The sequence below is a fragment of the Bordetella bronchiseptica genome, from assembly GCF_900636925.1.
Taxonomy (GTDB): Bacteria; Pseudomonadota; Gammaproteobacteria; order Burkholderiales; family Burkholderiaceae_B; genus Bordetella; species Bordetella pertussis.
On record NZ_LR134326.1, the window covers coordinates 2981654 to 2995232 of the forward strand.

A 13579-nucleotide genomic window follows, 5' to 3' on the forward strand; every position below is an offset into this window, starting at 1 on the left:
GCCATGTGGCCCTACAATTAGAGGTTGCCTCAGTCATGAGTTCACGCGCTGTCGTTGCTTGGCATCGGGCAGCGTCTTAAGCGGGCGCGTCCTGCCTATGCCAGGCACCGCCCACTGCAGGCGGCGAGTGTACGACGAACAGCGGCACGACGAACAGCCATCGCGGCACTCGCGTCATCGGAGGTGTTTTGGCCCGTACGAGATCTGCGGATTACGAGAATATCCGCGACACCATCATCGAGCGCGCGGCGGCAATGTTTGCGCGCCAAGGCTACTCGGAAACATCCATTGGCGATATCGCCCGGGCCTGCGAGTGCTCGAAATCGCGCCTGTACCATTACTTCGACAGCAAGGAAGCGGTATTGCGCGACATGCTCACCACGCACGTCGACTCCCTGCTGGAACGCTGCCGCCAGGTCCTGTACGGCTCGAACGAACCGAAGACGCGCTTTCTCCAGATCGTAAAGCTGTTTCTCGAGATCTACGCCACCTCGCGCGACCGGCACGTCGTGATGCTGACCTGCCTGGACGCCCTGCCCGAAGACCAGCGCAAGGCGCTGATCGCCAAGCAGCGCGAACTGATCGCCTATGTGCGCGACGCGCTTCTGCAACTGCGCCCCGACATGGCCGCCAACCGCACCCTGGCCCACGTCGACACCATGCTGTTCTTCGGCATGATCAACTGGACCTACACCTGGTACAAGGCCGATGGCAGCGTCTCGCCCGATGCGCTCGCCGAGCGCACCGTGCAACTGTTCCTGGACGGCTACCTCAACCTGCCCTCGGCCTGATCGCGCAGCAACTGCATCGGCTCGAAGCCGGGCCGCTCGACCTCGCCACGGCCGACCGCGCGCCCGGCTTCCAGCAGCTTCTTGCCGACCATATACGCCCGCCCGTCATTGAGCGCATCGACCGAAATCAAGCGGTCGGCGCGGAAGTACCAATGCGACTCGCCCTTGGCCGACGCATGGCTGACCACCGCGTCGTAGCCGCGGTTCAGCCCGACGATCTGCAGCTTCATGTCGTATTGATCCGACCAGAACCACGGGACGGGCTGATACGGCCGCCCCTGCCCCAGCATATCGTCGGCCACCGCCTCGGCCTGGTCGATGGCGTTCTGCACGCTCTCGAGCCGCGCCGGCTCGCCGCCCAGCACGAACCGCGCGCAATCCCCCGCCGCCCAGACATCCGGCGCCGAGGTACGTCCGTACGCATCGACCAGGATCCCGTCGTCGCAATCGATCCCGGCCGCCTCGGCCAGCGCCGTTTGCGGCGCCACCCCCACCCCGGCCACCACCAGGTCGCAGGCAATACGCAGCCCATTGTCCAGCTCCACGCCGGTTAGAGCCTCGTCGCCTTCGGTACCCACCACCGTGCGCCCCTCATGGATGAGCACCCCGTGGCGCTGGTGCAGGGCGCGGATGGCCGCGGCCGTGGCCGGGCACGCCACCCGCTCCAGGACCCGGGACGCGCGCTCCACCACCTGCACCGACAACCCCGCCTGCGCGGCGACCGCGGCCGTTTCCAGCCCGATATAGCCGCCCCCCAGCACCAGCAACCTGCGCCCGGCCAGGAACGCCGGCTGCAAGCGCTGCACGTCGGCCAGATTGCGCAGCTCGAACACATTGCTGCGGCCCGCGAACGCCGCCGGCAAAGGGCGCGGCGCGGCGCCCGTGGTCAACGCCAGCTTGCGCCAGCCATGGCGCCGGCCGCCGCAGCGCAGCGTGCGCGAGGCCAGGTCCAGCGCCTCGACCGTGCCGCCCAGGTGCAGCGCAATGCCCTGCTCGCGCCAGAACTGCGCCGGACGCAGCCACAAACGCTCCTGCTCCCAGTCGCCCGCCAGGTATTTCTTGGACAGGGGCGGCCGCTGGTAAGGCGGCGCGCTCTCGGCGCCAAAAACGTCGATTCCGCCCTGGAAACCGGCCTGGCGCAGGCGGGCCGCCAACGCCGCGCCCGCCTGTCCGGCGCCAATGATTGCGATACTGTCCATGGCCATAGCGTTTCCCGTAATTAATTAATCGACCGATCTGATTATTATAAGAACGCCATGCCGGATTGCAATATCCGCGTTGCGTCGCCCGCCCGGCCGCTACGCCGGGACGCCGGGACGCCGGGACGCAATAGAATGCCCTCACATCCCTAGGCACAGACAGGAGCCGGCATGCCCAGAACCGCCCTCAACCCCGACACCGTCTTCGACTCCCTGCAATACGGCTTCAGCCAGGGGCTGATCGTCACAGGGCAGCGCCGCATCATGCTGTCCGGCCAGGTCGGCGTCGACGCCCAGGAACGCACCGTGGGCCCCGGCCTGAACGAGCAGACCGACGCCGCGCTGGACAACATCGAACGCGTGCTGGCGGCCGCCGGCGCCGCGATGCGGCACATCATCATGCTGCGCATCTACATCTGCGAAGACGCGCGCGGCGATCAGGAAGTCGTCGCCGACGCGCTGCGCCGCCGCTTTCCGGACAACCCGCCGCCCTCCTCCTGGATCATCGTCAGCGGCCTGTCGCTACCCGAATGGCTGATCGAGATCGAGGCCGAAGCCATGCTGGACTGAGCTACTTCTTTGCATTCAACCTGTCCTGCTCGGCCTTGCGCTCGGCGCGCATCGCTTCGCAATCGAGCAGCTTCACTTCCTTGCCCGTGGCGGTTTCCACGATCCTGGTCGCGCTGTTATCGCCCCCCGACCTGCCAGGCAGCACGCACTCGCGAAACGCATTGATTTCGGCTTGAGACAGGACGAGCGAAGTAAAGCCCGTCCGCGGTGCCACCCATGATCCGTTGGCGCTTTTCTTCGTCCAGACGCCATACTGAGCCATCGCGTGGCTGGCGACCAGCAGGCCCGCCAGGCCGACTGCATACCGGAATGTTTTCATTGCCACCCTCCTTGGTCGTGCGAAGGAGCAGACTAGCAAGAACGGCACAAACGGTAACTCCGCCGAAAGCAGTATCCAGACCGACCCGCTACAAGAGTCCTTGCAAATCCGCCGCCACATGGCGGCTACCCCGATACCTCGGACGGAACAAATGGCAATTGACCGGGCACGGTCCCGGCCGCGGCGTGCGCCAGCGCCGATCAGATACGGCGCGACCAACCTGAACAACGCGCTCACGCTTTCCCGCGCCAACCGCGCGGCAGCTGGAAATGCGGCCCATCCTTGAGCGTCGTCCAGTCGCCGCCCCATTCCAGCGGTATCTCCAGCCTGGCCGCGCTCTCCTTCATCACCTCCGCCAACCGCTTGAACGACGCCCAGTCCTCCCAGGGAATCGTTCCCTCCACCAGCGGCGCCAGATCCACGGCATGGGCCCAACCGTCCGGCTGGGGTATGTGCAGACTGCGCAGCGTCTGGCTGACGCCTTGAGCGAGCAGCCTGGACTGGCGCTGCGCCGAGCGCGCGCCCTCCAGGACGGTGAACCGCCCGTTGTATGCACCGGCCGCCGCCTCCACCACGGCCGCCAGGTCCGGGTACACCCCGGCCAGGCGCTGGCGATCGCGCGCGGAAAGCTGAAACCCCATGGTCAACGCCCTCCTTGCGGCACGCCTGGGCCATGCCGTAGGACACAGCCACGCAAAAACATCAACGCTGGCATCGATATGCCCTCGAACCGTTCTGGATACCGGCGGGATGCCGGGCTACCCGGACGGCGGCGCGTGCCCGATGGCCCGTGCCGTCATCCGCGCCCGATTAGTGGAACAGGCAACGCTCGCGTTCCATGTATCAGAACCGCGGGCGGCAATCAGCAAGGATCAAGACTCTCGGGCCGCGCAGGCGCCGGAAGAGAAAACAGCCGCCATTGCTGGCGGCTGCGGAAGGACTTGCACCTGCGGCAGAATCCAGGGCACCACGCGAGCCTGACTAGGCGTGCGCCGGCGGCCGGATCAAACTTTCAGCCGGGATGCCCAGTTCGGTATGCAAGCGCCAGATCATGGGCAGGGTAAGACCGCGCTTGCGGTTCAAGACCTCGTAGACCCGGTTGCGCTTCCCGATCATGGGCTCCAGGTCCTTGGGAGTCAGGCCACCTTGCTCCATGCGGAACTTGATCGCCTCGACCGGATCCGGCAGGTCGATCGGGTAATGCCGCGCCTCATAGGCCTGCACCAGCGTGGCCAGCACGTCCAGCCGATCGCCATCGGGCGTACCCAGCTCAGGGTCCGACTCCATGAGCCGAGAAATTTCCTTCAGAGCCGACTTGTAATCGGCCTCGGTGCGTACGGGGCGGATTTCCATGTTCACTCCATTTCGACTGTCTCGGCATCGACCCTGTCGTACTCCACATGGGTGCCGACGAATTTCACGTAGACGATGCCTAGCTTGAAGGCGACAGCGACAATCAGACGGTAGTCATTGCCCTTGATGTTGAATACCACGCGCCGGTTCTTGAGAACGCTGGCGCTCCGGTATTGGGCCTTGATGTCCGCGGGCGGGGCCCATCGGGCCTTGCTCGCCTCGTCCACCCAAGCCTTGAGGGGCTGCTCAGCCGCTGGGTGCTTTTCCCAGAACTGGCGGAGGGTGCTGAGGGCTATGACTCGCATGAATTGAATTCATAGTCCCAATTTGGGACTATCGCAAGCCACTTCCGGTTTCCGGCGTCCAGGGACCGAGCCGGACGGACGCGAAAAAGAAAACAGCCGCCATTGCTGGCGGCTGTAAATGCCTGAATACTCAGGCCTTTTTGGTAGGCCCCCCGAGAGTCGAACTCGGCACCAACGGATTATGAGTCCGCTGCTCTAACCAGGCATGAGCTAGAGGCCCAGGAAATGTTTACTGCCCTTCGAGGAAGCTCTTCAGCTTGTCGGCGCGGCTGGGGTGGCGCAGCTTGCGCAGCGCTTTGGCCTCTATTTGACGGATGCGCTCGCGCGTGACGTCAAACTGCTTGCCCACCTCTTCCAGCGTCTGGTCGGTGCTCATTTCGATGCCGAAACGCATGCGCAGCACCTTGGCCTCGCGCGGGGTGAGCGAGTCTAACACTTCTTTGACCACATCGCGCATCGAGCCGTGCAGCGCCGCGTCGGAAGGCGCCAGGGTAGCGGTGTCCTCGATGAAATCGCCCAGGTGCGAGTCGTCGTCGTCACCGATGGGCGTTTCCATGGAGATCGGCTCCTTGGCGATCTTCAGGATCTTGCGGATCTTGTCCTCGGGCATGTCCATCTTCTGCGCCAGGGTCGCGGGATCCGGCTCGGCGCCGGTTTCCTGCAGGATCTGACGGCTGATCCGGTTCATCTTGTTGATCGTTTCGATCATGTGGACCGGAATCCGGATGGTGCGCGCCTGGTCGGCGATGGAGCGCGTAATGGCCTGGCGAATCCACCACGTGGCGTAGGTCGAGAACTTGTAGCCGCGCCGGTATTCGAACTTGTCCACCGCCTTCATCAGGCCGATGTTGCCTTCCTGGATCAGGTCCAGGAACTGCAGGCCACGGTTGGTGTACTTCTTGGCGATGGAGATCACCAGGCGCAGGTTGGCCTCGGTCATTTCGCGCTTGGCCTTGCGGGCCTTGGCTTCGCCGGTGGCCATGCGCTTGTTGACGTCCTTGAGGTCCTTCAGCGGCAGCACGACGCGCGTCTGCAGGTCGATCAGCTTCTGCTGCAGTTCCTGTACGGCCGGGATCTGGCGTTCGAGGGTTTCGCTGTAGGCATGGGCGGCGGCGACTTCGTCCAGCACCCACTGCAAGTTGGTCTCGTTGCCGGGAAAGGCCTTGAGGAAGTGCGAGCGGGGCATGCCGGCGCGGTCGACGCAGGTATGCAGCACCGCGCGTTCGAGCTGGCGTACTTCCTCGACCTGGGCGCGCAGGGTATCGGCCAGCTTCTCGACCATCTTGGCCGTGAAGCGGATGCCCATGAGTTCGGTCTGGATGATGTCCTGGGCCTTGAGATAGGCGTCCGACTTATAGCCTTCCTTCTCATAGGACTGGCGCATCTTCTCGAACTGCTTGCTCACCTCGTCGAACTTGGCCAGGGCCTTGACGCGCAGGTCTTCCAGCTGCTTGCTGGACATGCCGCCGGCCGGGCCGTCATCGGCTTCGTCCTCGTCGGCGGTCACGCCGGCGCCGGCGTATTCCTCGCCGTCTTCGGGGTCGACCAGGCCATCGACCACTTCGTCGATCTGGGCCTGGCCTTCACGCACGCGCGTGATGTGGGCGAGGATTTCGTTGATGGTGGTGGGACAAGCCGAGATGGCCATCACCATGTGCTTGAGGCCGTCCTCGATCCGCTTGGCGATTTCGATTTCGCCTTCGCGCGTGAGCAGCTCGACCGAGCCCATTTCGCGCATGTACATGCGCACGGGGTCGGTGGTCCGGCCGAAGTCGGAGTCCACGGTGGTGAGGGCGGCCTCGGCCTCGTCCTCGACATCGTCGTCGTTGGAGGCAACCGGCGCGTTCTCGCTCATCAGCAGGGTTTCGGCGTCGGGGGCCTGGTCATAGACCGCGATCCCCATGTCGCTGAAGGTGCTGATGATGCCGTCGATCGCTTCGGCGTCGACCAGGTCGTCGGGCAGGTGGTCGTTGATTTCGCCGTAGGTCAGGTAGCCGCGGTCCTTGCCCAGCTTGATCAGCTGCTTGAGGCGATTGCGGCGCGCTTCGTATTCTTCGGGCGAGACGGGGCCACGGGCGATCAGATCCTTGGGATCGGCCTTGCCGCGCTTGCCGCCGCGCTTGGGCGGCTTCAGGTCGGGCAGCACTTCGCCTTCGCCGTCCATGGAGTCGTCGAAAGCATCGCTATCGTTGTTGGCGTTCTTCGCGGGGCGGCCGGGACGGCGGCCGCTGGGCGCCGGACGCGCGGCGCCGACCAGGTCGGCCAGCTTGTCTTCGGCCTTCTTGGCGCGCGCCTTGGTGGTCTTGGCCGGCTTGTCGGCGGCAGCCGTCTTGGCCGCGACCGTCTTGGTGGCCGTCTTCTTGGCGGCCGTCTTGGCAGCGGGCTTGGCGACCTTCACCGCAGTCTTGGCAGGGGCCTTTTCCGCCGCCATGCTTGCAGCACGCTTGGCCGTCGTGGATTGGGCAGTTGCCGCATCGATTGCAGAGGGGGATTTGCCTGTGGATTTGGTCATAGTCGCTTCCGTGGTCGTCGCAACCCATTGGGGTCATTGCACCGCATGAACGCGTTTTCGAGCATCGCACGAAACACGTTGACATCGGGTAAAACAAGGCCGGTTCGCCGGCACGACGCGCTGCGCTGGTGTCGCAGCCCGGCCCGCCTGCGGGCCGTGGCGCGTCCTTTCTGGCCCTTGGGCCCAAAGACGCGCCGGTACGCCATGCCACCTGGCGGGCATGCCGGGCAACGCGCGGGGTTGTCTCGCCTGTTACAGGCCTGGTCAGCTCAATGGGCACTGCCCTTCGCTGCTCTCCAAACACAACACCCGACTGCAATGCCGCGGGACAATGTCCACGCCAGACTGCTGAACCTGCCTCCTGCTAATACGTTTGTAACATATCAGGGACGGACCTCAGGGCTGCCGCGCCGCAAACCGCAAAAGGCCATGCGCCGGCCCGGCACATGAATGCCGCCACCCGCCATGACCCTGCGCACCGCGCGTCAGCCGGTACTCGTCCATCCCTGCACACCCGCGGCAAACGCCAAGCGCCCGCTCGCCAGTGCCATATTCAATTCGATGCCGCCACTTCCGTCCGCATTCCGCGGGTCAGAAAAACACCCGGCGCGGCACCCGAAGGGCAACACTCAAAACCGCAATTTCGCCTTTAAGCGAAAACCCTCGATCTTACCGCAATTAATGTGCCCCGGCATTCTTTAAGACCATGATTCTGCTCGACAGTTCCAGGTAGCGCCGGCGCGCCTCGTCGGTCGCCAGGCCGCTTTCGGCCAGTTTCGCCATTTCGGCGCGAGCCGCGTCGAACTCCATGCGCCGCAGCGCGTCGTCCCATTCGGTCTGCGGGTGCGGCAGGTCTTCCTGGGCCAGGACATCGGCGCGCAGGCCCTTGAGCACCACGTAGAGATCGGAATCCGGGTCGGCAGCCTCCATCAGCGCGCCCACATGGCGCGCGCCACTGGTCTGCGCCAGCAGGATCAGGTCCCTTACCAGTCCTAAATGGGGGCCATGGTCGATAACTTCAAGCTGCTGGTCACCCATGGTATCGACCAGCTCGGGGTGGGCCAGCAGCAGGCACAGCAGCCGCCTGGCCAGCGACGGCATGGTACGGCGGCCTTCGTAACCACCCGTATCATTGTCGCGGCGCCCCTTCCAGTCGCCCTTCTTGCCTTTCCAGTCGCCCTTCTTGCCCTTCCAGTCGCCGCCCTGCCTGCCCTTGCGCTCCTGCCAGCCGCCCGCGGCCGGCATGCCCGGCTCCCCGTCGACGGCGCCAACGGAATAGGCATCGGGTTCGAAGTCGTGCACCGGCTCGAACGCCCAGTCCGGCGGCGCCTCGTCGGCATGCCCCGGCCCGCCCTCGCGGCCAGCAGCCGGCGCGGACGCCTGGGCCGGCGCGGCGGCCGAAACGAGCGGCCGGGCGGGTTGCTGGGCCAGCACCTGGGCCATTTCCTCGGGCGTGAGCTGCACCAGGCGCGCCAGCTCGCGTTCGATCTGCACGCGCAGCGCGCACTCGGGGATGGCGGCCAGCAGCGGCTTGGCCTCGTGCAGGCAACTGGCCCGCCCCTCGGCCTCGCCCATGGTATGGCGCGAGGCCAGCTCGTCGAGCAGAAAGCGCGACAGCGCCACGGCTTCGCCCAGGCGGGTACGAAACGCTTCGGCGCCCAGCTCTCGCACATACGAGTCCGGATCGTGCTCGGCAGGCAGGAACAGGAAGCGGATGGCGATATCGTCGCGCAGCACCGGCAGGCAGGCCTGCAGGGCCCGCCAGGCGGCACGCCGGCCGGCGGCGTCGCCGTCGAAGCTGAAAATCACCTTGTCGCTGGCGCGCAGCAGCTTCTTCACATGGTCGGGCGTGGTCGACGTGCCCAGCGTGGCCACCGCGTTGGCGATGCCCTGCTGCGCCAGCCCCACGACGTCCATGTAGCCCTCGACCACCACGACCTGGCCCTCCTGGCGTATGGCCAGGCGAGCCTCCCACAGGCCATAGAGTTCATGGCCCTTGGAAAACAGCGGGGTCTCGGGCGAGTTGAGGTATTTGGGCTCGCCCTTGCCGATGATGCGCCCGCCAAAGCCGATCAGGCTGCCGCGCGCATTGCGGATGGGAAACATCACGCGTTCGCGGAAGCGGTCGTAGCGTCGCCCGTCCTCCGACTCGATCACCAGGCCGGCTTCCACCAGCACGGGATCCTCGTAGTTGTCGAACACATGGGACAGGCCATGGCGGTCGGTGCCCGACCAGCCCAGCCCGAAATGGGCGGCGATCTCGCCGGTCAGCCCGCGCTGCTTGAGGTAGGCAATGGCTTGCGGCGAGCCGCGCAACTGGCGCAGGTAGTGCGCCTGCGCGGCGTCGAGCACCTGCGTATGGCGCGACACCTCGGCCTTGCGGCGGGCCGATTCGGCCTGCTGGCGAGGACTGCGGTTTTCTTCGGGAACCGTGAGCCCCACGGCGGCCGCCAACGTGCGTACGGCCTCGGGGAAACTCGCGCCCGTATGCTCCATCAGGAAGGTGATGGCACTGCCGTGGGCGCCGCAACCGAAACAGTGATAGAACTGCTTGGTCGGACTGACAGTGAACGACGGGCTTTTTTCGTTGTGAAACGGGCAAAGGCCAAGCAGGTTGGCCCCACCCTTGCGCAGCTGCACATATCGCCCGACGACGTCAACGACGTCGACCCGGGCGAGCAAATCCTGGATGAATGATTCTGGAATCAATAGATTCGGGAATCAGGCATCAATACAGGCGCGGGGGCAGTTGCTGGCTACGAATCCGCTTGTAGTGGCGCTTCACCGCGGCGGCGTGCTTGCGCTTGCGCTCGGCCGTGGGCTTCTCGTAGAACTCGCGCGAACGCAGTTCGGTGAGCAAGCCGGTTTTCTCGATGGTGCGCTTGAAGCGACGCAGCGCGGCTTCAAACGGTTCGTTTTCCTTCAGTCGAACGATAGGCATAAAGTGGTTGGCCTTTATGGATAGCAATAAGTGGGTAACGGGTTGACCACTAACCTGGCTTGGCTGCCGCGGCTATGCGCCCATGGCGACAAGCTAAGACAACTTGCCGCATCAGTAGCACAGCCCAACCAGCGTTTCCCGCCACCCCTGGTATTACCAGGAAACAAGACGCCAGGTTCGGTTTAGCGATAACCAGCGATTCTAGCACGATTGACGCCATTCTGCCCAGGGGCAGCCCCTGAGGGGCCCTGGCTGGGCGCCCCGGCCGGGCCGCCTTCTATTTGTAGCCTTTCCGGATCCAGGCTTCAAGCTGGTGCGGACGCAGGCTGTCGTAGTCCTCGAATGGCTGGTGGATCCACGGGTTGGTGGGCAATTTGTCGACAAAGTAGTCGGGCGTGGCCTGCGAATGCCCCTTCCACCACAGCACGGCGCTGCGCAACTCGGAAATGGCGGGGAACTGCTCGCTCAGATGGGTATGCACTTTGTTGAAGGTATGGCCGGTATCGACCATGTCGTCCACCAGCAACACCCGCCCGGACAAGGTGCCGCGCGTGATGGTGATGAACTGGGCGATATCCAGGTCGCCCTGCTTGGTGCCGGCCGCCTCGCGATAGCTGCTGGTGGCCAGAATGCCCAGCGGCACGTCGAAAATCCGGGACATCACATCGCCGACCCGCACGCCGCCGCGCGCCAGGCACAGGATCTGGTCGAATTGCCAGCCGGACTGGTACACCTGCAGCGCCAGACGCTCGATCAGGCGGTGGTAATCATCCCAGGTCACCCACAAATGGCTATCGTCACTGCTCGGCGAGCTCATAGGCGGATATCTCCCTGCAAAAGAAAATGACAAGGCCGCCTGCGGAACGACCCGCGGCGGCCTGGCGAATAATAACCGAGGCCGCGCCACAACGGGGCGCGGCCCGCGGCGCCCTACCCCTTGAAGGGGTGGCGCAGCACGATGGTTTCGTTGCGGTCGGGCCCGGTCGACACCAGGTCGATCGGCACGCCACACACTTCGGCCACGCGCTCGAGATAGCGGCGCGCGTTGACCGGCAGCTTGCTGTACTCGGTGATGCCGACGGTGGACTCGGTCCAGCCCGGCAGTTCTTCGAGCACCGCCTGCGCCTGCGCCACGGCGTGCGCGCCGTACGGCAGCACGTCGCGGAATTCGCCGTTGACGCGATAACCCACGCCCAGCTGGATGGTTTCCAGGCCGTCGAGCACGTCCAGCTTGGTGATGCACAGGCCGGAAATGCCGTTCAGGCGCACCGAGCGCTTCAGCGCGGCGCCGTCGAACCAGCCGCAACGGCGCGGACGGCCGGTGACCGAACCGAACTCCTTGCCGATGGTGGCCAGGCGCGTGCCGATCTCGTCGACCAGCTCCGTGGGGAACGGCCCCGATCCGACGCGGGTCGTGTAGGCCTTGGTGATGCCCAGCACGTACTGCAACGCTTGCGGACCGACGCCGGCGCCGGCCGACGCCGCGCCCGCCACACAGTTGCTGCTGGTGACGAACGGGTAGGTGCCGTGGTCGACGTCGAGCAGCGCGCCCTGCGCGCCTTCGAACAGCAGGTTCTTGCCTTCCTGCTGGAGCGCGAACAGGTTGCTCGAGACATCGCGCACCATGGGCGCGAGGGCCGGCGCCAGGGCCATGGCCTGATCGCGCACTTCGTTGGCCGACACGGGCTCGGCGCCCAGGTACTGGGTCAGCACGAAGTTGTGGTAATCGAGCACCTCGGCCAGCTTCTCGTCGAACAGCGCCGGGTTGAAGAGGTCCTGCACCCGCAGGGCGCGGCGCGCGACCTTGTCTTCGTAGGCCGGGCCGATGCCGCGGCCGGTGGTGCCGATCTTGCCCTCGCCCTTGCGCGCCTCGCGCGCCTTGTCGACGGCCACGTGGTACGGCAGGATCAGCGTGCAGATCTCGGAGACCTGCAGGCGCGAACGGACGTCCAGGCCGGCCGCCTCGAGCTCTTCGATTTCCCTGAGCAGCGCTTCGGGCGACAGCACCACGCCATTGCCGATGAAGCACGTGACGCCGTCATGCATGATGCCCGACGGGATCAGGCGCAGAATGGTCTTCTTGCCGTTGATCCACAGCGTGTGGCCGGCATTGTGGCCGCCCTGGAAGCGCACCACGCCCTGCACGGACTCGGCCAGCCAGTCGACGATCTTGCCTTTGCCCTCGTCACCCCACTGGGTGCCGATCACAACTACGTTCTTGCTCATTTTACGAATCAATATCGAGTTTCTCGGGAAATCCGGAAATCTCCCCGCGGCCCTCCCGTTGCCGGGAGGGAGTTAGTCACAGCGTTCTGACCGTCCAGGCGCCATCCTGCAGCGCCAGCTCGCGATCGCAAACGAATTCGTCCAGGCCCTGCTCGTGACCGGGCAGTACCTGAACGACGATTTCGCCCGACCGGCGCAAACGACGCACCGCGTCGGTCAGGGCGGGGTCTTGTCCCCAAGGGGCGCGCACGGCGCGCGCCGGCTCGGCAGGCGTCAGGCCCGCCGCCAGCTTGCGCAGGTCGAGACTGAAACCGGTGGCCGGACGGGCCCGGCCGAAAGCGCGGCTGACATCGTCGTAGCGGCCGCCGCGCACCAGCGCGTCGTGCCAGTCTTCGCCGTACACCGCGAAGGTCACGCCGGAGTGATAGCCATATCCGCCGACGTCGGCCAGGTCCACGCTGAGCGTGACGCCAGGCATGGCATCGACCAGGGCCTGCAGGGCGTCCAGCGCCTGCGCCATGCCGGGCACCGCCGGCAGCTCGCGCCGCGCCCGGGCGATGATCTCGGGCCCGCCATACAGCGTGGCCAGCGCCTGCAGCGCGCGCACGGTATCCTCGCCCAGCCCGTCGACACGGCTCGCCAGTTCGGCCAGCCCCGGCACGTCCTTCTCGCGCAGCAGCGTGCACAGGTCGCCGGCATGGCGCGAGGCCTGCGGGTCGGCGTCGAAAATGGCGCGCATCACGCCCGAATGGCACAGGTCCAGGCGGGCATTGCGCACGCCGGCGGTGGCCAGCGTGTCCATGACCAGCTGGATGATTTCCAGGTCGGCCTCGAAGCCGGCATGGCCGTAGATTTCGGCGCCGATCTGCAGCAATTCGCGGCTCGACAGCAGGTCGGCCGGACGCGCGTGCAGGACGCTGCCGCAGTAGCACAGGCGCGTCACGCCGGCACGGTTGAGCAGATGGGCGTCGATGCGCGTGACCTGCGAGGTCATATCCGCGCGTACGCCCAGGGTGCGACCGGACAGCTGGTCGACCAGCTTGCAGGTGCGCAGATTCAGATCGCTGCCGGTACTCGACAGCAGCGAATCGATGTATTCGACCAGCGGCGGCGCGACCAGCTCGAAACCGTAGGTACGGTAGAGATCGAGCAATTCGCGACGCAGTTCCTCGATGCGCCGGGCCTCGGCCGGTAGAACGTCGGCAAGGCCTTCGGGCAGCAACCAGTTACCCATGGATTTCTATACCTGAATCACGCCCGGAACATGCGCGGGCGTTGCCCAAACGAAAAACGGCTGAGAGGGCGTAAGCCCGCTCAGCCGTATGCGGAATGTTTTCTAGCTTACGCGGTATTGTACATGGAT

13 protein-coding genes and 1 tRNA gene are annotated in these 13579 nt (G+C 65.5%); 2 read left to right on the forward strand and 12 right to left on the reverse strand.

All coding sequences use genetic code 11. From position 1 onward, the window contains the following. Positions 1–188 precede the first annotated feature (188 nt). Positions 189–791 (forward strand): TetR/AcrR family transcriptional regulator, encoded by a 603-nt coding sequence (locus EL288_RS13855; protein ID WP_003810741.1) that lies wholly within the window; start codon positions 189–191, stop codon positions 789–791. Here the strand turns inward: EL288_RS13855 and EL288_RS13860 are convergent. Continuing rightward, complete coding sequence (locus tag EL288_RS13860; RefSeq protein WP_225665783.1) at positions 767–1990, reverse strand: NAD(P)/FAD-dependent oxidoreductase; 1224 nt, start codon at positions 1988–1990, stop codon at positions 767–769. The two genes, EL288_RS13855 and EL288_RS13860, sit on opposite strands and share 25 nt — an antisense overlap. A 171-nt stretch (positions 1991–2161) precedes the next feature. Here EL288_RS13860 and EL288_RS13865 point away from each other — a divergent pair, with 171 nt between their 5' ends. Then, on the forward strand, positions 2162–2560 hold the full coding sequence (locus tag EL288_RS13865; protein ID WP_003810737.1) for a RidA family protein: 399 nt from the start codon (positions 2162–2164) through the stop codon (positions 2558–2560). A 1-nt stretch (position 2561) separates the two neighbouring features. Here the strand turns inward: EL288_RS13865 and EL288_RS13870 are convergent, their stop codons facing one another. The 11 genes from EL288_RS13870 to EL288_RS13920 all read right to left on the reverse strand — a co-directional run bounded on the left by EL288_RS13870 (position 2562) and on the right by EL288_RS13920 (position 13450). Further along, positions 2562–2879, reverse strand: coding sequence for a hypothetical protein (locus EL288_RS13870; protein WP_003810735.1), 318 nt, complete (start codon positions 2877–2879; stop codon positions 2562–2564). A gap of 233 nt (positions 2880–3112) precedes the next feature. Next, positions 3113–3520, reverse strand: coding sequence for a M15 family metallopeptidase (locus tag EL288_RS13875; protein WP_003810733.1), 408 nt, complete (start codon positions 3518–3520; stop codon positions 3113–3115). A 340-nt stretch (positions 3521–3860) separates the two neighbouring features. Next, the gene (locus EL288_RS13880) at positions 3861–4238 is read right to left on the reverse strand and encodes a helix-turn-helix domain-containing protein (protein WP_003810732.1); all 378 of its coding nucleotides are present in this window, start codon (positions 4236–4238) and stop codon (positions 3861–3863) included. Continuing rightward, positions 4235–4537 (reverse strand): type II toxin-antitoxin system HigB family toxin, encoded by a 303-nt coding sequence (locus tag EL288_RS13885; protein WP_010926747.1) that lies wholly within the window; start codon positions 4535–4537, stop codon positions 4235–4237. The genes EL288_RS13880 and EL288_RS13885 overlap by 4 nt, the downstream gene beginning before the upstream one ends. Before the next feature lie 141 nt (positions 4538–4678). Further along, positions 4679–4757: transfer RNA gene (locus EL288_RS13890), tRNA-Ile, on the reverse strand. 9 nt (positions 4758–4766) lie between these two features. After that, positions 4767–7049: an RNA polymerase sigma factor RpoD gene (rpoD, locus tag EL288_RS13895; protein ID WP_033448209.1), complete on the reverse strand. Its 2283-nt coding sequence runs from the start codon at positions 7047–7049 to the stop codon at positions 4767–4769. 678 nt (positions 7050–7727) lie between these two features. Continuing rightward, entirely contained in the window at positions 7728–9758 is a 2031-nt protein-coding gene (gene dnaG / locus EL288_RS13900) for a DNA primase (RefSeq protein ID WP_010926748.1), read from the reverse strand. 19 nt (positions 9759–9777) lie between these two features. Beyond that, complete coding sequence (gene rpsU / locus EL288_RS13905) at positions 9778–9990, reverse strand: 30S ribosomal protein S21 (RefSeq protein WP_006218592.1); 213 nt, start codon at positions 9988–9990, stop codon at positions 9778–9780. A gap of 277 nt (positions 9991–10267) precedes the next feature. Further along, the gene (locus EL288_RS13910) at positions 10268–10807 is read right to left on the reverse strand and encodes a phosphoribosyltransferase (protein ID WP_003810720.1); all 540 of its coding nucleotides are present in this window, start codon (positions 10805–10807) and stop codon (positions 10268–10270) included. A gap of 113 nt (positions 10808–10920) precedes the next feature. Next, complete coding sequence (locus tag EL288_RS13915) at positions 10921–12216, reverse strand: adenylosuccinate synthase (RefSeq protein WP_033448210.1); 1296 nt, start codon at positions 12214–12216, stop codon at positions 10921–10923. Between the two features lie 76 nt (positions 12217–12292). Then, positions 12293–13450: an ATP phosphoribosyltransferase regulatory subunit gene (locus EL288_RS13920; RefSeq protein ID WP_003810715.1), complete on the reverse strand. Its 1158-nt coding sequence runs from the start codon at positions 13448–13450 to the stop codon at positions 12293–12295. Between the last annotated feature and the right edge of the window lie 129 nt (positions 13451–13579).

Coding starts and splice junctions, on each gene's coding strand:
- EL288_RS13860 (WP_225665783.1), bottom strand. CDS start 1,990: ATGGACAGTATCGCAATCATTGGCGCCGGACAGGCGGGCGCGGCGTTG.
- EL288_RS13865 (WP_003810737.1), top strand. CDS start 2,162: ATGCCCAGAACCGCCCTCAACCCCGACACCGTCTTCGACTCCCTGCAA.
- EL288_RS13870 (WP_003810735.1), bottom strand. CDS start 2,879: ATGAAAACATTCCGGTATGCAGTCGGCCTGGCGGGCCTGCTGGTCGCC.
- EL288_RS13875 (WP_003810733.1), bottom strand. CDS start 3,520: ATGGGGTTTCAGCTTTCCGCGCGCGATCGCCAGCGCCTGGCCGGGGTG.
- EL288_RS13885 (WP_010926747.1), bottom strand. CDS start 4,537: ATGCGAGTCATAGCCCTCAGCACCCTCCGCCAGTTCTGGGAAAAGCAC.
- rpoD (WP_033448209.1), bottom strand. CDS start 7,049: ATGACCAAATCCACAGGCAAATCCCCCTCTGCAATCGATGCGGCAACT.
- rpsU (WP_006218592.1), bottom strand. CDS start 9,990: ATGCCTATCGTTCGACTGAAGGAAAACGAACCGTTTGAAGCCGCGCTG.
- EL288_RS13910 (WP_003810720.1), bottom strand. CDS start 10,807: ATGAGCTCGCCGAGCAGTGACGATAGCCATTTGTGGGTGACCTGGGAT.
- EL288_RS13915 (WP_033448210.1), bottom strand. CDS start 12,216: ATGAGCAAGAACGTAGTTGTGATCGGCACCCAGTGGGGTGACGAGGGC.
- EL288_RS13920 (WP_003810715.1), bottom strand. CDS start 13,450: ATGGGTAACTGGTTGCTGCCCGAAGGCCTTGCCGACGTTCTACCGGCC.